20 protein-coding genes are annotated in these 20099 nt (G+C 35.7%); 9 read left to right on the top strand and 11 right to left on the bottom strand.

The window, feature by feature from the left end; translation table 11 throughout:
• Nucleotides 1-282: 282 nt before the first annotated feature.
• Entirely contained in the window at nucleotides 283-1197 is a 915-nt protein-coding gene (gene galU, locus A9G03_RS10830; RefSeq protein ID WP_065634107.1) for a UTP--glucose-1-phosphate uridylyltransferase GalU, read from the top strand.
• Between the two features lie 212 nt (nucleotides 1198-1409).
• On the opposite strand, the gene A9G03_RS10825 is transcribed toward galU, so the two are convergent.
• The 5 genes from A9G03_RS10825 to orn form a co-directional block, all read right to left on the bottom strand.
• Nucleotides 1410-2831, bottom strand: a complete 1422-nt coding sequence (locus A9G03_RS10825) for a cation:dicarboxylate symporter family transporter (RefSeq protein ID WP_065799214.1) — start codon at nucleotides 2829-2831, stop codon at nucleotides 1410-1412.
• A gap of 190 nt (nucleotides 2832-3021) precedes the next feature.
• A complete protein-coding gene (locus A9G03_RS10820; protein WP_065799213.1) occupies nucleotides 3022-4353 on the bottom strand; it encodes a CoA-disulfide reductase in 1332 nt (443 codons plus the stop codon).
• 192 nt (nucleotides 4354-4545) lie between these two features.
• Nucleotides 4546-5523 carry a ferrochelatase gene (hemH, locus tag A9G03_RS10815; protein WP_065799212.1) on the bottom strand — a complete coding sequence of 326 codons (978 nt, stop codon included), beginning with the start codon at nucleotides 5521-5523 and terminating at the stop codon, nucleotides 4546-4548.
• 14 nt (nucleotides 5524-5537) lie between these two features.
• Nucleotides 5538-6803, bottom strand: coding sequence for a lipid IV(A) 3-deoxy-D-manno-octulosonic acid transferase (waaA, locus tag A9G03_RS10810; RefSeq protein WP_065634111.1), 1266 nt, complete (start codon nucleotides 6801-6803; stop codon nucleotides 5538-5540).
• A 22-nt stretch (nucleotides 6804-6825) separates the two neighbouring features.
• A complete protein-coding gene (gene orn / locus A9G03_RS10805; RefSeq protein WP_065799211.1) occupies nucleotides 6826-7389 on the bottom strand; it encodes an oligoribonuclease in 564 nt (187 codons plus the stop codon).
• Nucleotides 7390-7468: 79 nt separating this feature from the next.
• On the opposite strand from orn, the gene rsgA reads away from it, so the two are divergent.
• A complete protein-coding gene (gene rsgA, locus A9G03_RS10800; protein WP_065799241.1) occupies nucleotides 7469-8497 on the top strand; it encodes a small ribosomal subunit biogenesis GTPase RsgA in 1029 nt (342 codons plus the stop codon).
• Between the two features lie 111 nt (nucleotides 8498-8608).
• Here the strand turns inward: rsgA and A9G03_RS10795 are convergent, their stop codons facing one another.
• Both A9G03_RS10795 and dauA read right to left on the bottom strand, forming a co-directional pair.
• The gene (locus tag A9G03_RS10795) at nucleotides 8609-9154 is read right to left on the bottom strand and encodes an HdeD family acid-resistance protein (protein WP_176700960.1); all 546 of its coding nucleotides are present in this window, start codon (nucleotides 9152-9154) and stop codon (nucleotides 8609-8611) included.
• 173 nt (nucleotides 9155-9327) lie between these two features.
• The gene (dauA, locus tag A9G03_RS10790; protein WP_065799210.1) at nucleotides 9328-11001 is read right to left on the bottom strand and encodes a C4-dicarboxylic acid transporter DauA; all 1674 of its coding nucleotides are present in this window, start codon (nucleotides 10999-11001) and stop codon (nucleotides 9328-9330) included.
• Between the two features lie 279 nt (nucleotides 11002-11280).
• Between dauA and A9G03_RS10785 the strand changes: the two genes are divergently transcribed.
• A complete protein-coding gene (locus A9G03_RS10785) occupies nucleotides 11281-12639 on the top strand; it encodes a histidine-type phosphatase (protein WP_065799209.1) in 1359 nt (452 codons plus the stop codon).
• 105 nt (nucleotides 12640-12744) lie between these two features.
• Here the strand turns inward: A9G03_RS10785 and dtd are convergent, their stop codons facing one another.
• The 4 genes from dtd to rpsT all read right to left on the bottom strand — a co-directional run bounded on the left by dtd (nucleotide 12745) and on the right by rpsT (nucleotide 15067).
• Nucleotides 12745-13179 (bottom strand): D-aminoacyl-tRNA deacylase, encoded by a 435-nt coding sequence (gene dtd / locus A9G03_RS10780; RefSeq protein ID WP_065799208.1) that lies wholly within the window; start codon nucleotides 13177-13179, stop codon nucleotides 12745-12747.
• Nucleotides 13180-13187: 8 nt separating this feature from the next.
• Nucleotides 13188-14033, bottom strand: coding sequence for a virulence factor BrkB family protein (locus tag A9G03_RS10775; RefSeq protein ID WP_065634117.1), 846 nt, complete (start codon nucleotides 14031-14033; stop codon nucleotides 13188-13190).
• Nucleotides 14034-14035: 2 nt separating this feature from the next.
• On the bottom strand, nucleotides 14036-14683 hold the full coding sequence (locus tag A9G03_RS10770) for an SPOR domain-containing protein (RefSeq protein WP_065799207.1): 648 nt from the start codon (nucleotides 14681-14683) through the stop codon (nucleotides 14036-14038).
• 120 nt (nucleotides 14684-14803) lie between these two features.
• Entirely contained in the window at nucleotides 14804-15067 is a 264-nt protein-coding gene (gene rpsT / locus A9G03_RS10765) for a 30S ribosomal protein S20 (protein ID WP_065634119.1), read from the bottom strand.
• Between the two features lie 226 nt (nucleotides 15068-15293).
• Here rpsT and pgk point away from each other — a divergent pair, with 226 nt between their 5' ends.
• The 6 genes from pgk to rplL all read left to right on the top strand — a co-directional run bounded on the left by pgk (nucleotide 15294) and on the right by rplL (nucleotide 20083).
• A complete protein-coding gene (gene pgk, locus A9G03_RS10760; protein ID WP_065634120.1) occupies nucleotides 15294-16457 on the top strand; it encodes a phosphoglycerate kinase in 1164 nt (387 codons plus the stop codon).
• A 78-nt stretch (nucleotides 16458-16535) separates the two neighbouring features.
• Nucleotides 16536-17615, top strand: a complete 1080-nt coding sequence (fbaA, locus tag A9G03_RS10755; RefSeq protein ID WP_065634121.1) for a class II fructose-bisphosphate aldolase — start codon at nucleotides 16536-16538, stop codon at nucleotides 17613-17615.
• A gap of 178 nt (nucleotides 17616-17793) precedes the next feature.
• Complete coding sequence (rplK, locus tag A9G03_RS10750) at nucleotides 17794-18222, top strand: 50S ribosomal protein L11 (RefSeq protein ID WP_034884321.1); 429 nt, start codon at nucleotides 17794-17796, stop codon at nucleotides 18220-18222.
• Between the two features lie 3 nt (nucleotides 18223-18225).
• The gene (gene rplA, locus A9G03_RS10745; protein WP_065634122.1) at nucleotides 18226-18927 is read left to right on the top strand and encodes a 50S ribosomal protein L1; all 702 of its coding nucleotides are present in this window, start codon (nucleotides 18226-18228) and stop codon (nucleotides 18925-18927) included.
• A gap of 230 nt (nucleotides 18928-19157) precedes the next feature.
• Complete coding sequence (rplJ, locus tag A9G03_RS10740) at nucleotides 19158-19655, top strand: 50S ribosomal protein L10 (protein ID WP_065634123.1); 498 nt, start codon at nucleotides 19158-19160, stop codon at nucleotides 19653-19655.
• A 59-nt stretch (nucleotides 19656-19714) separates the two neighbouring features.
• Nucleotides 19715-20083: a 50S ribosomal protein L7/L12 gene (gene rplL, locus A9G03_RS10735; protein ID WP_034884317.1), complete on the top strand. Its 369-nt coding sequence runs from the start codon at nucleotides 19715-19717 to the stop codon at nucleotides 20081-20083.
• The last annotated feature ends 16 nt before the right edge of the window (nucleotides 20084-20099 follow it).

Genomic DNA, 20099 nt, shown 5'->3' with positions numbered 1-20099 from the left:
TGCTTTTTAAGCCGAAATAACTCTTTTCTAATTTTGTGTAATATTTTTAGATTAATCTTAGATGTTTTATTGATATCTAATACCGTTCTGACTAATTTTGTATTACAATCTAAAACCAAAGTGGCTTATCTAATATCAAATTTTGTAGCAATAATTTATTTGAGTATTTCGATTGCTTGTATGCTAAAGTTTATACCAATCAGAAATACCTTTGTTAATCGACGTTATAGTAATTTAAAGCTGTAACAGCGTTGTCAGTTAATTTGTTTTTAAGGAAATAAAATGACACTAAATTTTGAACCATCAGTGAATGGAAAAGTAAAAAAAGCAGTTATCCCTGTTGCAGGGCTTGGTACTCGCATGTTGCCTGCGACTAAAGCCATCCCTAAAGAAATGCTGCCTGTTGTGGATAGACCACTTATTCAATATGTCGTTAAAGAATGTATTTCAGCTGGAATCACAGAAATTATTTTTGTAACGCACTCATCAAAAAATTCTATCGAAAATCATTTTGATACAAGTTTTGAATTAGAAGCTATGCTAGAAGCGCGCGTTAAACGTCAATTACTCCAAGAGGTGCAAGGTATTTTGCCAAAAAATGTGACGATAACCAGTGTTCGTCAGGGTTTAGCTAAAGGGCTTGGCCATGCAGTATTATGCGCCTACCCTTTAGTGGGCGATGAGCCATTTGCGGTCGTGTTACCGGATGTAATCATTGATGAATACGATAGTGATCTTAGCACAGACAATTTAGCAGCAATGATTAATAACTATCATGAAACAAAACGTAGTCAAATCATGGTTGAACCAGTGCCAAAAGAGTTAGTCTCTTCTTATGGTATTGTCGATTGTCGTGGTGAAGCGCTATTAGCTGGCAATACTGCTCAGATGTATAGTGTAGTTGAAAAACCAACTATTGACGCTGCGCCTTCTAATCAATCAGTTGTCGGACGTTATGTATTATCTGAAAAAATCTGGCCATTACTTGCTAAAACGCCTTTAGGTGCTGGTGGTGAAATTCAATTAACCGACGCTATTGCAATGTTACTAGAAGAAGATCCGGTTGATGCTTATTGTATAAAAGGTCGTAGCCATGATTGCGGTAATAAATTAGGTTATGTTCAAACTTTTGTACAATACGCAATGCGTCACAAAAGTTTAGGTAATGATGTAAAAGCTTGGCTAAAAACGCTTTAATGTTTTTACTGTCATTAATGGATTATAAGAAAGGTGCATTTCGCACCTTTTTTATTTTGACTTTATTAATTGAGATGTACACAATTTGTAGATTTTCAATCTAAATGATTATTTGTAATCTAATCCACTTTATCATTAGTGTAATTTGTTAAAATATTGATTGTGTTTATCTCAGATGACATTTAGCTTACTATTTAATAATAGCAAGCTAATTAGGCATCTGTTGATTCATTTTCAAGTGTCGCATTAGGATCGTTATATACGTTCAAGTCCATTAAACCCACTTCACGATCAGTGGCAATTGCAGCGGTCATTGCGCCAGACACATTGGCTAAAGTTCTGGCCATATCAATAATTGGATCAACAGCAAGGACCATACCAATCAACGGAAAATACTCAGCCATGCCCATTCCAGATAATACGACAGTTGCAGCAACGGTCGCTGTGCCTGGAATACCCGCAATACCGATTGAACCAATCACAACGACAATCACTAACATAATATAAAATTGAATATTAGTATCAATACCAACCATATGTGCAACCATGACTGCAAGTAATGCCGGAAAGAAGCCAGCACAGCCGTTCATTCCCATTGTACTACCAAGCGAGCAGACTAAATTAGCTGTACCGGTATTAACCCCCATTCTGACGGTTAATGTGGAGATTGTCATAGGCAATGTGCCAACAGATGACCGGCTGGTAAAGGCTAATAGCCATGTACCCAACGCTTTTTTGATAAACATCATTGGTGATATACCATGCGTTAATACAATGGCAACATGCACTATTAGCATAATTAAGGTCGCAACATAAATGGCAACGACAAAACTGGAAACTTGAATAATAGCTGGGATACCATTAGAAATGATGGTACGAGCAAGTAAAGCTATTACCGCGTAAGGCATGTATTTTATTACTGTCATAGCAATTGACATGACAATTTTGTATAGCGCTTCGATAAATGTTTTAAATAGTTCGATTGGTTTAGGATTTTTCTTTTCCATTCGATTGGCAGCAAGTCCCATCAATGCAGAAAAGATGACTAAACCAACAATATTTTCTTTGACCATTGAAGCGATAATGTTACTGGGGATTAAGTTGATAAACGTATCAATTATATTGGTATATTGTTTTGCTTGAGCTTGAAGTTCCGATGCTTTACTCATTTCACCGAGGGAAAATAAGTTAGCCAGTATAATACCCACTAAGCAGGCGATAGCCGTAGTAAAGAGTAACCAAAAGATACCTCTAAAAGCAATCTGAGGGAGATTGTCTTTTCCGGAAAAATCAATAATGACTTTAACGATAGACACAAAGATGAGGGGAATAACTAGCATACGGATAAAGGCAATAAATGCACGCCCAAAAAGACCATACCATGTTGCTGTTTCTTGCATCCAAACACTTGATGTATCAGGAAATCCGGCAGCAGCTTGAATACCTAAGCCAAGTACTGCGCCAAGTATTAATCCGACTAACATACGAATCGAAAAATTGACTTTTCGGTTTTGTAACGGCCTCATTACAGCAAAAAAGCAGACAAGTAAAAGTCCAATTCCAATTAAGGTTTGGTAATGAGTAATGGATAAGAACTTTTCAAAAAAAGTTCCTTGAAAAATGGCATCTGACATAGTTGAACCTCGCCTTTGCTGATAAATCTAATTATCAAATAAAAAATGTTAATAGATCGGTTATAAAATAAATTTCTGATTTAATTAATCTATCAATGGGTATATTTCAGTATTGTGTTAACTTTAATTGGATATTAGTCGCTAATTTGCAACATACTTGTTCTATAACCCATGATTGATTATGTATTCGCTATTTTGCGATGGATCCTGCGATATTTAAAACATCCCATGGTCTAGAAAAAGGAGGAGCATATAAAAAATCCAACATAGTTAATTCATCAATGGTCATTTTTGCCCATATTGCTGTTGCTAACACATTGACTCTTAACGCTGATCCAACTCCACCGGCAATTTGTCCGCCTAAAATAATACGAGTATCGGCATGATAAATCAGTTTAGCGGTTATACTGGTTTGTCCAGCAACATAGTTGCTATGGTTTTTATCTTTAACTACAACGGTTTTATAAGCAATGGCTGCTTTTTTAGCATCATTTTCAGTTATACCTGTTCGGCCAGCTTCAATATCAAACACTTTTAATGCTGATGTACCTAAGGTTCCAGGAAATTGACAGTGTCCACCGGCTAAATTTTCACCTACAACTTTGCCAAGCTTATTTGCTCCGGTCGCTAATGGAATATAGACCATATCATGGCTAACCTTGTGATAAAGTGCGGCACAATCGCCTGCTGCATAGATGTCACGAATATTGGTTTGGCCTAACGCATCAGTAATAATCGCACCATTTTTTAAGGTATTAATCCCTAAATTGTTATAAATGCTGCTATTGGGTTTTACACCTGTTGCAATAATAACCATATCCGCTGGGTACTGGTCTTTGTCGGTTATCACGTGGGTGACTTTATCTTGTCCATCAAAACCTAGTACTTTTTCTTGCAAATGTAAATCGCAATATTGCTTGATATTTTCAGCTATGATATCGGTAATTTGCGCATCGAATGCATCAACTAATACTCTATCATCCAATTGAATCAACTTAACTTTTTTGTTTAATGCAACAAGTGATTCGACAAGCTCTAGTCCAATATAACCAGCCCCAACCACAATAATATTATTAACTTGAGCATCATTTAGCGTTTTTTTAATTGCTTGACCATCATAGATATCGCGAAGCGTAAAAATATTTTTGAGTTTATCATTTGAAAATGGTGGAATGATCGGACTTGCACCTACCGCTAAAAGTAATTTGTCGTAAGTGTCTTCAAAACAGTGTCCATTAGTCAGATCTTTTATCTTCAATTTTTTAGATAGAGTATCTATTGCAACAACTTCATGAAGAATTTTTATGTCAATACCGTCTTTTTCGAACTGTTGGGGTGTTCTTGATATCATTTCGTTAGCATCACTAAAGTGATCACCAATAAAGTAGGGTAAACCACAAGCACCAAACGATACGATATCGGATTTTTCATAAATACGGATAGTTGCCTCGGGATTGATTCTTTTAGCTTTTGCTGCGGCACTTGCTCCAGCTGCTTGAGCACCGATAATAATTATTTTCATCTATTTTTCCTTACTGCTAATAATATTAATATTTATTATCCTACCACACGTTAAATCAAATATTGTTAGCCACTAATTATTTCGCATTAATTGTAATCAATTTTGAATTTATAATTGAAGCATATCTGCGTTTTAAGTGATTAGTCTTTTGTTTAGTGCTTATGCTTAATGTTTAACATTATGCCGACTAATTTAGGTTAAAGGATAGGTTTTATCACAATTAACCAAACTTTTTATTAATTCAATATGTAAACGAGAATCATTCAGTGCTGGAATATAATAGAATTGTTCACCGCCAGATTGTAGAAATATTTGCCGATTTTCATCATCGATTTCGTATAGGGTTTCAATACAATCAGCGGAAAAGCCAGGGCACATTACTTGTACATGTTTGACACCAGTATTCGCTAGATTTTGTAGGATATCACTGGTGTTAGGTTCGACCCATTTTCCTTTACCAAATTTCGATTGATAAGCCATTTGAATTGATAGATCAAGACCACTTTGATGACATTTTTTTATCAATAATTCGGTAGTGAGTTGACAACGCTCAATATAATCTTCTTGACGTCTTTTGCGGTAACGTTCAGGAATACCATGATAAGAAAGTAGTAATACTTCCGGTTTTCCATTTTTTAAAATTGCCTGTTCAATTTGTGTATAAAGCGCGTGGATATAACATGGATTGTCAGCATAATCGCGAATATAGTTAATATTATTAAAATGACTATCACGTTTAATAATCTGTTTTAATTTATCCAATACTGCAAGCGTTGTAGTGGTAGAGTATTGTGGGAACAAGGGTAATACAGTAATTTTATTGCATGATTTAAGATTATTGAGTGCCGACTCCATATCGGGTTGAGCATAAGTCATTGCCAGCTCGCAGTGAATTTCTGGCAGCTTTTGTTGTAATTTGTCAGATAATAATTGACTGTAGTGGAGTAAAGGCGAGCAGTTATTGAACCATATTTTTTTATAGTGATTTATAATATAGGGAACACGTTTGGGTAATATTAGATATTTTAAAATGGGATACCATAACAAATAAGGCAAATCGACCACATGCTTGTCCAATAAAAACTCTGTTAAATATTGTTTTATTGCATCTGGTGTTAATTTGCTAGGTGTACCTAAGTTGACTAGCAATAAACCTTGTTTTTTATCCACGAATCACCCTTCGATTAACAAAGATAATGGTTAATAATATCAAGTAACTTAGCTAAAGCACCTTGATTTTGTTTTAACACATGGTATGCTTTTTCGCCAATTTGCTTGCTGTGAGTTGGGTTAGTTAATAAATTATCAACCAATGAAGCCAATTTATTGGCTGAACTATCACTAATAATCATTGCATTATCAGCAACGAGCTGTTCACAAATAACGTTGAAATTAAAATAGTGCTCTCCGCTGATAATAGGAATGTGGTGTAAAGCGGGTTCTAATGGATTATGTCCACCGTGTTTAACGAAACTACCTCCAACTACGGCAATATCGGCAATACCGTAAAGCACCATTAACTCTCCCATTGTATCGCCTAAAATTATCTGTGTTTGAGGCGTTGGTATTTGTTGATTACTGCGTTTGATATAATGAAAACCTTCATCATTAATTAACTTTTCAACAGTATTAAAACGTTCGGGATGACGTGGTACTAAAATTAATAAAAGATTAGCGTGTTTTTGCAGTAATAGTTTAAAAGCAGATAAGATAATTTCATCTTCACCAGTATGTGTACTTGCTGCAATTAATACCGGCCGATTTAATTGCCATTGTTGTTTTAATGCGATTATTTGTTGTTGCTGTTGATTTGTTAAGTTGATATCAAACTTTATACTACCGGTGATGGCCAGATGTTCTTTTGGCAAGCCTAGCGATATAAAACGCTCGCCATCTTGGTGATTTTGTACCGCGACAGTACTGATTTTAGCCAATAAGTGGCTAATGGTTTTTCCTAACTTAGCATACCTTTTAGCCGATCGTTCTGATAACCTAGCATTGGCGATAATCACTGGGATATGGCGTTTATAGCACTGAGATATCAAATTGGGCCAAAGTTCTGTTTCCATAATAATCACCAATTTAGGTGATACTATTTTAAGAAAACGATGTAATGCACAAGGTAGATCGTAAGGTAAGTAAACATGACTGACACTATCTTTTAATGATGCTTTTACTTGTTCTGAACCCGTTGGCGTCATTGTGGTAACGGTAATAGGTAAATCGGGATATCGCTGCTGTAACGCTTTTACTAACGGAATGGCGGCAATGGTTTCACCAACAGATACAGCATGAACTAAAATGCCATTTGGTTTGACTTTGCGTTTACAAAAACCATAGCGCTCTAACCACCGTTTGCGATAAGCTGGTGCTTTACGGCTACGCCACAGTAATTTTATCCATATAAATGGTTGGATAATATATAACAGGAGATTATATAAAATTTGCATAACAATTATCCAACATGTCTAATTATTGGGTTACGTTAAAAAAATACTTACGATAATAAGTAAGTTCAGCAATTGAGTCGCGTATATCATCAAGCGCTTGGTGTGTACTTTGTTTACTTATTCCTTTTAAAATCTCAGGTTTCCAACGTTTGGCTAACTCTTTAATAGTGCTGACATCTAAATAACGATAATGAAAGTAACGTTCTAAATTAGGCATGTAATTAAATAAAAAACGGCGATCTTGTGCAATAGTGTTGCCACAAATGGGTGAGCAGTTTTCTGGTACCCATTGTTTTAAAAATTCGATGGTTTGTTGTTCTGCTTGCTGTTCACTGATTTGACTCTGACGAACGCGTTCAATTAAACCTGATTTTCCATGAGTATTTTTGTTCCAATCGTCCATCAGCGCCAGTTGTTCCTCGGATTGATGTACGGCAATAACGGGACCTTCAGCAACAATGTTGAGATCTGAATCAGTCACAATTGTGGCGATTTCGATGATGCGATCAACTGTGGGATTCAGACCTGTCATTTCAAGGTCAATCCAGATAAGATTATTACTATTAACTTGTGGTGATGTAGTCATAATATGTCATAGAAATTTTCTTTTTAATGCCGACTAGTGTAGCATAACTGTCAAACTGTTTTAGCAAAAATTATTGACTGTGGCAAAAAATCAATTATCTCAAAACCAAAAAAGACGCATGGCTGCGAAACATCAACAACGTTTAGCCATAAAGTCAGATGAAAACTTAGCCAACTTCACGTCACCAAGTGATGGTGTGGTTGTTAGCCGTTTTGGTAAGTCTGCTGATGTGGAGGATAGTTTAGGCAAAATTTGTCGATGTAGTATTCGTCGAACTTTACCTTCATTGGTGACTGGCGATAAAGTGGTTTGGCGTGAAAGTTTAGAGCCAAATACCAATGGCATTATCGAGGCTGTTTATCCTCGCCATTCAGAGTTGGTTCGCCCTGATTTTTATGATGGTGTTAAGCCGGTAGCTGCGAATGTCGATCAAATCGTAATTATCTCAGCTGTTTTGCCCGAATTATCGCTTAATATTATCGATCGCTATTTAGTTGCTTGTGAGGCAACAGACATCACGCCAATTATTGTGTTAAATAAAATTGATTTGCTTACTGATTCACAACGTAAAGACGTTGAAAGTCAATTAGCCATATATCGCCAAATTGGTTATCAGGTACTTTTTGTTTCTTGCCAAGATCAGCAAGGCATTATAGCGTTACAACAGGCCTTACAAAATAAGGTATCTATTTTAGTTGGGCAGTCAGGGGTGGGAAAATCAAGTATTATTAACTTATTATTACCTCACCAATCGCAATTTGCACTCACAGGCGATGTTTCGGAAATATCTGGGCTTGGGCAACATACTACCACGTCAACTAGGTTATATCATCTGCCTAATGGTGGAGACATTATTGATTCTCCAGGTATTCGTGAGTTTGGTTTGTGGCATTTAGAGCCTGAGCAGGTTATAAATGGTTTTAAAGAATTTGCGGATTATTTAGGGGGATGCCAATTTCGTGATTGTGATCATTTAACAACACCAGGTTGTTTATTGCAACAAGCAGTTATTGATAAAAAAATAGCCCCTTCAAGGCTTGATAACTATCATCGAATTTTACAATCAATGAAAGAAGTCAAAGCAAAAACGAATAAAAATTACAAATAGTTATTTGGTTGTATTTGTTAAACATCAATTATAAGGTGTGACATCAATGTAGTGAAAGTTGTTGCTCACATAATTTATACACTAAGTTAGTGAGCAACTTTTGCGTTTAAACTATCGATTTTTAAGTGCAAAACCAATCGCTACATATGCCCAACCTTGGAATATAAGATCAATACCTAAAAACATGCCTAACACCCAAAGGCTATTATATGGCCAACCCGCAAGTATCATAAATCCTAAAATTAATGTGATGATTCCTGAGGTTAAAACCCATCCCCAACGTGGTAAATGACGGTTATTCATTGCCGCAAAAATTTGGGTAAAGCCACTCATTATGAGAAGAATAGAAACCACTAATGTTAATGCTGATGATACAGCGATAGGTTGGAAAAATGACATTAAGCCAATAAAAATATATAAAACGCCCATTACTGCCCATAATGCTGATTGTCCAAAACCTTTAATAGTAAAAGAGTGTACTGCTTGAGCAATACCTGCAATTAAAATTAATGTTCCAATAAAATACACTGAAAAGACAGTTGCGACGAATTGATAGCCTAGTGCTAAACATCCTAACACGATTAAAATTATACCAACTAAAATAAACCAGTTTGATTTTTGTTTGAGATTATTAATATTGTTTAAATCAGTTATCATATGCATTTCCTATATTGTCATGATTAATTTGTGTTGTTGGGTATATGCCTATCAATAATTTTGCCAATAACGATCGGCGAAAAAAGATAAGGTGTTACAGTCTAATACGATATACACAACAATGATTACTGTTGAGTTTTAATAGCATTAATATAATAAAACTAAATATAAAATTATTCTTTATCTTTCAGTGCTTCATCAAGCGTTGAGTAAAACATTAATTTATTTGGAATAGGTACAATTTTAGCTCGTGCTATTGTTTTTAGCGGCTGAAATTGTAATTCACAAATGGATAAATCAACTTGTTTTGGTAATTCATCAATAAAATGAATTAATGCATTTAATCCACCTGCATCAAGAATAGGCACCGCATCCCATTGTAATACAATATGCTCATAGCCATTTATTTTCTGATAAATTTCCGAAAAGGTGCGCTCAGCAGCGGCAAAAAATAGTGGTCCATTAATGCGGAGAACCAATGTTTTTTCATTGTTTCGATTGATTTCAACCAAACGTGTCATATGTGCAATGCGACGCATAAATAGAATTGAGGCTAAGACTATGCCAAGTGTTATAGCAATAACCATATCAAATAATACGGTTAAAGACATACAAATAAGCATAATCAAAATATCATCTTTAGGTGCGCGTTTAATGATATAAATTACGCGTTGTACTGCGCTCATATTCCACGCCACGATTAATAATAGTGCTGCCATGGCTGAAAGCGGGATATAAGATAAAAGTGGAGCAAAGCAGATAAGCGCTAATAAAACAATGATTGAATGTAGCATTGCCGCAACAGGAGATGTTGCACCAGCTTTGACATTGGCGGCAGAACGTGCGATAGCCGCTGTTGCAGAAATTCCACCAAAAAATGGCGCAATGATATTTCCCAATCCTTGACCGATCAATTCACTATTGGAATGATGTTTGGTATGAGTCATTTCATCTAATACTACAGCGCAAAGCAGTGATTCAATAGCACATAACATCGCCATAGTGAGTGAAATAGGAAGCAGCGCGGAGAGCGTAGACCAGTCTAAATTAAAATCACTATATTGCCATGGCAAAATGAATTCAGGTAACACCGATGGAATACCATGGCCAATACTGTTATCGGCTAACGTATAAGTGAATCGAGAACCGATGGTTTCAATTTGATAGCCAAATTGTTTAAAAATAAACATAACGGCAATACCAGCAATTAAGGCAGGTAAATGACCTGATATTTTTACTCGAAATTTTGGCCAGACAATTAATACAATTAATGTCACTATTCCAACTAGGGTATCGGCTATGTTGATAGTGGGTAATGTTTTTGCTAATTCGATGACCTTTGTAACGTAATTTTCGGGCATATGTTCGAGTGTTAAACCAAAAAAATCCTTGATCTGCATGGTTGCAATAGTTATTGCAATACCAGATGTAAAGCCCAAGACCACCGGTAGAGGAATATATTCGATTAATCGACCTAATCTCACAACGCCCATTAAAATTAGAAAAAAACCAGATAATAGTGTCGATACTAATAATCCAGCTAATCCATATTGTAGCGAAACTGGGTATAAAATCACAACGAAAGCAGCAGTTGGACCCGAAACGCTGTAACGCGATCCGCCAGTTAATGCAATGACTAATCCTGCAATAATTGCCGTATAAAGTCCATGCTGAGGCGGTACACCACTGGCAATAGCTAGTGCCATTGCTAGCGGAATTGCAATAATACCAACTGTAATGCCTGCAATAAGGTCTTTAAAAAAGCGAGTGAGGTTATAAGGGGTTGTTATACATGCCGAAATGAACGCACAACAAATTTTAGTGCCAGTAAATCCATATAATTTCATTAGTTTTTTTATCAATTAAGCAAAGGTTATTTTTAATGGGTAATAAGATAATCCTTTTTACAAAAATTAAAAAGAGAGTACTTAAAATAATAATCTGTTTTTTGACCTTGTTATTTATAATAGGTAGAATAAAAATTAAATGATTTATTTCGTCTGATCACAATACTATCTGAAATATTCAATTTGGCTAAATTATAATTTAACGTTTATTGTGTTATATAATTTAATTTTTTACTGATACGTTTGGTAAATAGATATTTAATTGTCAGGAGTATTTTTATGGATTATGCCAAAAAAATTTGTGCTCTGTGTTTATTTGCCTTTTCTTGTATGGGATTTGCCGAACCGCAAATAGCGGCAGGTTCTAAAACTGCATATCATTTTGATTCGAAATACACATACACACCAGCGCCTGATGGTTACGATGCTTTTTATATTGATCATGTTGGACGGCATGGATCGCGTTATATTAGCAAATCAAAATATGAAGATATTGCCTACCAAACTTTATTAATCGCTGAAAGCAAGGGGCAGTTGACGCATCTTGGTAAAGATTTGCTTGACCAAATTAGCCGTATTGCACAATTGAATAAAGGCCATTATGGTGCTTTAACCGATCTGGGACGGCAAAATATTCGTTTAATCAGTCAGCGGATGTTGGATAATTATCCCACTGTGTTTAAAGGTCAGAAAATTGAGGTTATCTCTTCAAGTTCACCCAGAGCCAAAGAGACAGCAAACATTTTTGTAGAAGCGTTTCATTCAAAATATCCTCAAATCAACGTTACGCAACAGCAAGAAGATCAACAAACGTTATTGCGTTTCTTCGAATATTCCCCCGCTTATAAAGAGTTTAAGCAAAGTAAAAAAGTGAAAAATGCTGTAAAATCGATCGAGAACATGCCCGATTCATGGGAAATGGGGCAGCATTTCTTACAACGAATTTTCAGTGATGAGTTTATCCACAAATATCTAGATAAAGGTCTTGAAATTAAAGAAAATTCATCCATAAAATCAATGGATTTTGTTATTGCGGTTTATCAGTTGTATCAAGAATCACTCTCTTTTTCTCCACAATTATTAGCAGAACATCATGTGGATCTTAATTCATTTTTTCATGAAGATGAAAAAACACAATTTAATAATATTGTTACTGTAAAAAATTATCTACAAATAGGTCCAGCCTTTGATGCAAATGGTATTCAGATTAAAATAGCTGCACCTTTACTATGGGATATGTTAAATACAGCAGATATTGCAATAAAGAATAATAATATTGATGCTAATTTGCGTTTTGCCCATGCAGAAACTGTATCGCCTTTGGCGACTTTACTCGAAATAGAAGGGGCTGCAACAGTTGCAAACTCGATACTACAATATCCTTTGGTTTGGCAGGCAGATAAAATTATTCCTATGATGGCAAATATTCAATGGATTTTTTATAAAAGTAAAAAAGCAGATCAACCGATACTGGTGAAGGTTCTGTTAAATGAGCAGGAAGTGCATCTTCCTATCAAAACTGAACATTATCCTTACTACAATTGGGACGATGTAAAACAATTTTATCTTACTAAGCTAAATAAATTAGGTTTATCACCTCAATCATCAGCGATAGATATGTTAAAAAATTTAAGATGATTGTAAAGGTGTGAAGTAATAATTTTACTGGAACTGTCTATTAGGCTTTTACGGTAAAATAATTCACTTTTTAGTTAATCTATTTGTTGAGGCTTGAATAATATTTTAAGTCTGTAACCAAAAAGTAACCGGACCATCATTAATCAATGCAACTTGCATATTGGCAGCAAATTGCCCAGTTTGGGTATTAATTTGCTTTTTACATTGTTCGACAAAAAATTGGTAGAGTTTATTGGCTTCGTCGGGTTTTGCTCCCTTAGTAAAACTAGGTCGCATTCCCTTTTGGGTATCAGCAGCAAGTGTAAATTGAGAAACAACTAATACTTCACCTTTAGCTTGCTGAACATTCAAATTCATTTTTCCCTCACTATCGCTGAAAATACGATAGCCTAGAACTTTTTCACATAATCGAGTGGCTTTTTGTTGATCATCACCTTGCTCAACACCTAATAAAATAAGTAGGCCATGGTTGATTTGTCCAATAATTTGTTTATCAACAGTAACACTGGCTTGCGTAACGCGTTGTATTAAGGCAATCATAGATTTTATTATTCCACTTTAGACTGATTTTCAATAGATTGTTTTTTTTGGCGGTTATAGTCAGTTAATGTCGCGGCAAACTCTGCTCCAAATAGTACAATACACCATGAACAGTAAATCCAAACCAACATAATAGGTATAGAAGATACCACACCATAAATCAATTGATAGGTAGGAAAAGAGCTAACATAGAGTGAAAATGCTCGTTTGCCTATTTCAAATAAGATGGCAGCGACGATTGCGCCAATAAATGACTCTTTAAAAGGGACAGATTCGGTAGGAATAATACTATAAAGTAACCAAAAACCAATAACAGAAATAAGAAATGGTAAAATACTAATTAATAAGTTACTGGTGATTGCTGTAGAAATCCATTTTAACGAGAAAATATATGAACTTATCGCTACGCTACTGCCAGCTAAAATAGGCCCTAAAGTTAATATTGTCCAATAAATGGTTATATTATAAATTAATGAGCGTTTGCGTTTTGTTTTCCAAATATGATTGAGAGCCGTGTTAATTGAATTGATTAATAATAACGATGTGACAATTAGTCCAATTATCCCAACCACAGTCATTTTTTTTGTATTAGCAATAAACTGTTCCAGATAGTTTTGAATAGTGTCACTGGCTGTTGGTACTAAATTACTATAAATTAACTGCTTTAATGATCGACTCACTTCACTAAACATTGGAAAAGCAGACAGTAAAGAAAAAATTACCGTAATCAACGGTACCAGTGCAAGTATCGTGGTATAAGCTAATCCCGCAGATGATGTCGTTAAACGATCATGGTTGATCCGCCACCATAACATTTTTGAGAAAAGTTGTATCTGCTTAAATGTTTTCATCATTTTTATTTGTTAGAAACAACACAATTGTTAATACCATTACTGAGTAACGAGCTCATTGTTCTATCTGCCTCATTTTTGTTGGTAAAAGGTCCAACAGTCACACGATACAGTTGACCTGAAGAGATATTACCACTTATTCCTGTCATAGCAAGTTTGGCTCTTAGCGTATCAGCATTAGCTTTATCTTTAAAGGCTCCACACTGTAGTGACCATTTATTTGAAGTATTCACTATTTGACTTGTTTGTGATGGTGCTGAAGTTGTTGCTATTTGTGTGTTAGCATTATTCGTATTATTGGTATTTTGTGTATTTGCAACAGGACGTGAATTATTGACAAAACTATCAAGAATTTGTTGTCGTTCACTTGCAACAGAATTTGTTTGAGCGTTCGAGCTAGCATTTGGCGTTTCTAACTCTTTTAAATAGGTCCATCTTTCTTGGGGTTGTTCAGGTAACGTGACTGCCGGAGGTTGAGTTTTCGCTTTAGGCTGTTCAGTAATTTGCGCAGGTTTATTATTTGAAACAAAGTAGAGGATAGCAGAGAATAGAATAATAATGATAATAGCTAATAATATCATTAAATTAGGCATATTTCGTGACTTATTTTTTTTAGATTGGCTCTTTTTTCTCACATAATCACGCTGAACCACAATAAACTCTCTTTGTTTTTATTTGTTATTGATAAATGATTAGCACATAAATAAAAAAAGTGGTTTTCACCACTTTTTGCTAGGTTCTTAATTAACTATAGTAACTAACAGAATAAAGTATTAAGCCAATGCTTTAATCTGTTTGATTAAATTCGCTTTATGACGTGCTGCTTTATTTTTATGGATTAAACCACGAGCCGCTTGACGGTCAATAACTGCTTGCATGTCTTTAAATGCTACTTCAGCTGTTTGTTTATCACCAGCTGCAACAGCTGCGTAAACTTTTTTAATATAAGTACGCATCATTGAACGGTTACTAGCATTATGTTTACGGCGTTTTTCGGATTGAACCGCACGTTTCTTAGCTGATTTGATATTAGCCAAAGTCAACTCCCAAATTTAGAAAAATTAGATATTAATAAGGCGGCAAAATATGCCTGATTTTCTTTCTTTTGTCAATGCTGTTAGATAAAAAAATTTTGTGGCTTTTCGATTAAGTATTTAACGTAAATGTTTACTATTTAAGCGTTAATGAGAGTAACCTAATCTTATTTTTTATGTTAGAATAATGTAAAATTTATTTTATTTATATTTTATAAGAGGATGTCTCATGTCTATTATTAGAATGCAAGATCTTGATCTAAAAGGAAAACGTCTATTTATTCGTTCAGATCTTAATGTGCCAGTGAAAAATGGTAAAGTAACCTCTGATGCACGTATTAAAGCATCATTGCCAACAATTGAAGAGGCAATTAAAAAAGGTGCTAAAGTAATGGTAACCTCGCATATTGGGCGTCCAACCGAGGGAGAATATAATCCGGAATTTTCACTGCAACCTGTTGTTGATTATTTAAAAGAACATGTTTCATTTCCTGTTCGCCTAGTTAAAGATTATCTTAACGGTGTTGACGTTAAAGAAGGTGAACTTGTTGTTCTTGAAAACGTACGTTTTAATGTCGGCGAAGGTAAAGATGATGAAGCTTTATCAAAAAAATATGCTGCGCTTTGTGATATCTATGTCATGGATGCATTTGGTACAGCACATCGTGCTCAAGCGTCTACGCATGGCGTTGGTAAATTTGCGCCAGTTGCATGTGCAGGCCCATTATTAGCAGCTGAACTTGATGCATTAGGTAAAGCACTTGATAATCCAGCTCGTCCAATGGTTGCGATTGTTGCAGGTTCTAAAGTATCAACTAAGTTAACAGTACTTGATTCTTTATCAAAGATCGCTGACCAAATTATCGTTGGTGGTGGTATTGCTAATACTTTCATTGCTGCTGAAGGTTATAATGTTGGTAAATCACTTTACGAAGCAGATTTAATTCCTGAGGCAAAAAAATTAATGGCAAATTGCCATATTCCAGTTCCTACTGATGTTCGCGTAGCAACAGAATTTAGTGAAACTGCAACTGCAACTGAAAAATCAGTAAAAGATGTTAAAGAAAATGAACAAATTCTTGATTTAGGTGATAAATCAGCAGAAGCATTAGCGGACATCATCAAAAAAGCGAAAACTATTTTATGGAATGGTCCTGTTGGTGTGTTTGAATTCCCGAATTTCCGTCGTGGTACTGAAATTGTAGCGAAAGCCATTGCTGATAGTGCAGGTTTTTCTATTGCAGGCGGTGGTGATACATTAGCTGCAATTGATTTATTCGGTATTGAAGATAAAATCTCTTATATCTCAACTGGCGGTGGTGCTTTCCTTGAATTTGTGGAAGGTAAAAAATTACCGGCTGTTGCAATGCTAGAAGCGAGAGCTAAAGCATAGTAAGACATTTAATAAAAAAGGATGAGCCAATCACTCATCCTTTTACTTTTTATATAAATAAATTTAATAGGTAATAAAATGGCTACAAAGATTTCTGATGTTGTTAAACCAGGTGTTGTAACTGGTGATGATGTGCAAAAAGTATTTCAAATTGCACGTGAAAATAATTTTGCATTACCAGCTGTAAACTGTGTTGACACTAATACAATCAATGCGGTTATTGAAACAGCAGCTAAAGTTGGTTCACCTGTTATTGTGCAATTTTCTAATGGCGGTGCACAATTTATTGCGGGTAAAGGTTTAAAACTTGAAGGTCAAGAATGTGCAGTGTTAGGTGCTGTATCTGGTGCTAAACATGTGCATTTAATGGCTGAAAAATATGGTGTGCCAGTGATTGTTCATACCGATCACTGTGCGAAAAAATTACTGCCTTGGGTTGATGGGTTACTTGATGCTGGCGAAACGCATTTTGCTAAAACGGGTAAACCACTATTTTCTTCTCACATGATCGATCTATCAGAAGAAACTTTAAAAGACAATATTGATATTTGTTGCCAATATCTTGCTCGTATGTCAGCAATGAAAATGACATTAGAGTTGGAACTTGGTTGTACTGGTGGTGAAGAAGATGGTGTTGATAATAGCCATATGGATAGTTCAGCACTTTATACTCAACCAGAAGATGTCGCTTATGCTTATGAGCGTCTAAGTGCAATTAGTCCACGTTTTACTATTGCAGCATCATTTGGTAATGTTCATGGTGTATATAAACCAGGAAATGTTAAGTTAACACCAAAAATTCTTGATAATTCACAAAAATATGTTTCTGAAAAATTCAGTTTACCTGAAAAATCATTGAATTTTGTATTCCATGGTGGTTCAGGCTCTACTCCTGAAGAAATTGCTGAAGCAGTCAGTTACGGTGTTGTTAAAATGAATATCGATACTGATACGCAATGGGCAAACTGGGCTGGTATTTTAGATTATTACAAAGCCAACGAAGCATATTTACAAGGTCAATTAGGCAACCCAGAAGGGCCTGATGCACCTAATAAAAAATATTACGATCCACGTGTATGGTTACGTAAAGGACAAGAATCATTAGTTGCACGTTTAGAACTTGCGTTTAAAGAACTCAATGCAATTAATGTACTTTAATTCTCAAATAATATTGTTATTAAATAAAAGTAGGCGGTAAACATCGCCTACTTTTTATGTGTAATAAATAAATCTTGCATTTATTAATCGATTGTAGGATAATTCTGCCCTCATTTAACTTAGGGGAGCTGTCTATTTATTAATAGAGGCGTTTGCACCCGAGAAAAGGAAACTAAAAATGGCAAAAAAAGTACAAGCTTACATCAAGTTGCAAGTTGCAGCTGGTGCAGCAAATCCTAGTCCACCAGTTGGTCCAGCACTTGGTCAACACGGTGTTAATATTATGGAATTCTGTAAAGCTTTCAACGCTAAAACAGAAAGCATGGAAAAAGGTTTACCTATTCCTGTTGTTATTACAGTCTATTCTGATCGTTCATTTACTTTTGTTACTAAAACTCCACCTGCGGCAGTATTATTAAAGAAAGCTGCTAAAATCAAGTCTGGTTCTGGCGAACCTAACAAGAAAAAAGTAGGTAAAGTAACAAGTGCGCAAATTCGCGAAATCGCTGAATTAAAAGCTGCAGATATGAATGGTGCTACCATTGAAACGATGATGCGTTCTATTGAAGGAACTGCACGTTCAATGGGCTTGGAAGTGGAGGGTTAATTCATGGCTAAACTATCTAAAAAAGCTAAACTTATCCGCGAAAAAGTGAATGCGACTAAACAATATGATATCAACGAAGCAATTGCTTTATTAAAAGAACTAGCAACTGCTAAATTTACAGAAAGCGTTGATGTTGCAGTTAATTTAGGTATTGATTCACGTAAATCAGACCAAAACGTACGTGGTGCAATTGTACTTCCACACGGAACTGGCCGTAGTATTCGTGTTGCAGTCTTTACTCAAGGTGCAAACGCTGATGCCGCTAAAGAAGCGGGTGCTGAATTAGTGGGTATGGACGATCTAGCTGATCAAATCAAAAAAGGCGAAATGAATTTTGACGTCGTTATCGCATCACCAGACGCGATGCGTGTTGTTGGTCAATTAGGTCAAATTTTAGGGCCTCGTGGTTTAATGCCAAACCCTAAAGTGGGTACTGTAACGCCTAACGTTGCTGAAGCAGTGAAAAATGCTAAAGCTGGTCAAATCCGTTACCGTAATGATAAAAATGGTATTATCCATACCACTATCGGTAAAGCTGACTTTGATGCAGATAAACTTAAAGAAAATTTAGAAGCATTACTTGTTGCGTTAAAACGAGCAAAACCTGCATCTGCTAAAGGTGTATTTGTGAAGAAAGTTAGCCTATCTACTACAATGGGCGCAGGTGTTGCTATCGATCAAGCAACATTGAACGCAACAGTTTAATTATTTCGATAATTAAACAAAAAATCGGTTGGTGTCTGGCCTTAACCAGACCCCGTCCAAGACCGTAGGTGTAATTGATATTTAATTACTTAATCTTCCTACGTAGACGGTGACAGAACCTGATAAGATATAATAGAGGGATTCTGCTCATCGTGGTTGTGCTAGCTACATGTGTAGTTAGTTAAAATAAGTCTAGGCTTTGCCTAGTATATAATCCAGGAGCAATACCAATGGCACTAAATCTTCAAAATAAACAAGAAATTGTTGCTGAAGTTAATGAAATCGCCAAAGGTGCGCTATCTGCAGTTGTTGCTGATTCTCGTGGCGTAACTGTAGAAAAAATGACTGCATTACGTAAATCTGCTCGTGAAGCGGGTGTTTATATGCGTGTTGTTCGTAACACCCTATTACGCCGCGTTGTTGAGGGAACTCAATACGAGTGCTTAAAAGATGCGTTTGTTGGTCCAACTCTTATTGCATTTTCAAATGAGCACCCAGGTGCTGCTGCGCGTATTTTTAAAGCGTTTGCAAAAGAAAATGAAAAATTTGAGATTAAAGCCGCAGCCTTTGAAGGTGAGTTGATTACTGCAGCGAACATTGATCGCTTAGCAACATTACCTACTTATGAAGAAGCATTAGCTCGCTTGATGTCAACCATGAAAGAAGCCGCAGCTGGCAAATTGGTTCGTACTCTTGCAGCAGTTCGCGATCAAAAACAAGCTGCTTAATTGGCAGTGTGATTGTGAATATTATTAATTAAAAAATTGTAAATTTGGGAAACTATATTATGTCTATCACTAAAGAACAAATTTTAGATGCAGTTGCTGAAATGTCTGTAATGGATGTTGTTGAACTTGTATCAATGATGGAAGAAAAATTTGGCGTTTCTGCAGCGGCAGCTGTAGCAGTTGCAGCAGCTGGTCCAGCTGAAGCAGCAGAAGAAAAAACTGAATTTGATGTAATCTTAAAAGATGTTGGCGCTAACAAAGTAGCTGTTATCAAAGCGGTTCGTGGTGCAACAGGTTTAGGCTTAAAAGAAGCGAAAGATCTTGTTGAATCAGCTCCAGCAACAGTTAAAGAAGGCGTTAGCAAAGCTGATGCAGATGAACTTAAAAAGGCACTTGAAGAATCTGGTGCAGTTGTCGAACTTAAATAAGTTTATCAATTGTAAG

Origin of the sequence: Gilliamella sp. wkB171 (assembly GCF_001693755.1) — a bacterium.
GTDB classification, from domain to species: Bacteria; Pseudomonadota; Gammaproteobacteria; order Enterobacterales; family Orbaceae; genus Gilliamella; species Gilliamella apicola_F.
This window is presented reverse-complemented; position numbering and strand designations above follow the sequence as displayed.

Coding starts and splice junctions, on each gene's coding strand:
- A9G03_RS10825 (WP_065799214.1), bottom strand. CDS start 2,831: ATGTCAGATGCCATTTTTCAAGGAACTTTTTTTGAAAAGTTCTTATCC.
- galU (WP_065634107.1), top strand. CDS start 283: ATGACACTAAATTTTGAACCATCAGTGAATGGAAAAGTAAAAAAAGCA.
- fbaA (WP_065634121.1), top strand. CDS start 16,536: ATGGCTACAAAGATTTCTGATGTTGTTAAACCAGGTGTTGTAACTGGT.
- A9G03_RS10785 (WP_065799209.1), top strand. CDS start 11,281: ATGGATTATGCCAAAAAAATTTGTGCTCTGTGTTTATTTGCCTTTTCT.
- A9G03_RS10820 (WP_065799213.1), bottom strand. CDS start 4,353: ATGAAAATAATTATTATCGGTGCTCAAGCAGCTGGAGCAAGTGCCGCA.
- waaA (WP_065634111.1), bottom strand. CDS start 6,803: ATGCAAATTTTATATAATCTCCTGTTATATATTATCCAACCATTTATA.
- dtd (WP_065799208.1), bottom strand. CDS start 13,179: ATGATTGCCTTAATACAACGCGTTACGCAAGCCAGTGTTACTGTTGAT.
- pgk (WP_065634120.1), top strand. CDS start 15,294: ATGTCTATTATTAGAATGCAAGATCTTGATCTAAAAGGAAAACGTCTA.
- dauA (WP_065799210.1), bottom strand. CDS start 11,001: ATGAAATTATATGGATTTACTGGCACTAAAATTTGTTGTGCGTTCATT.
- rplL (WP_034884317.1), top strand. CDS start 19,715: ATGTCTATCACTAAAGAACAAATTTTAGATGCAGTTGCTGAAATGTCT.
- rplJ (WP_065634123.1), top strand. CDS start 19,158: ATGGCACTAAATCTTCAAAATAAACAAGAAATTGTTGCTGAAGTTAAT.
- orn (WP_065799211.1), bottom strand. CDS start 7,389: ATGACTACATCACCACAAGTTAATAGTAATAATCTTATCTGGATTGAC.
- A9G03_RS10775 (WP_065634117.1), bottom strand. CDS start 14,033: ATGATGAAAACATTTAAGCAGATACAACTTTTCTCAAAAATGTTATGG.
- rplA (WP_065634122.1), top strand. CDS start 18,226: ATGGCTAAACTATCTAAAAAAGCTAAACTTATCCGCGAAAAAGTGAAT.
- rplK (WP_034884321.1), top strand. CDS start 17,794: ATGGCAAAAAAAGTACAAGCTTACATCAAGTTGCAAGTTGCAGCTGGT.
- A9G03_RS10795 (WP_176700960.1), bottom strand. CDS start 9,154: ATGATAACTGATTTAAACAATATTAATAATCTCAAACAAAAATCAAAC.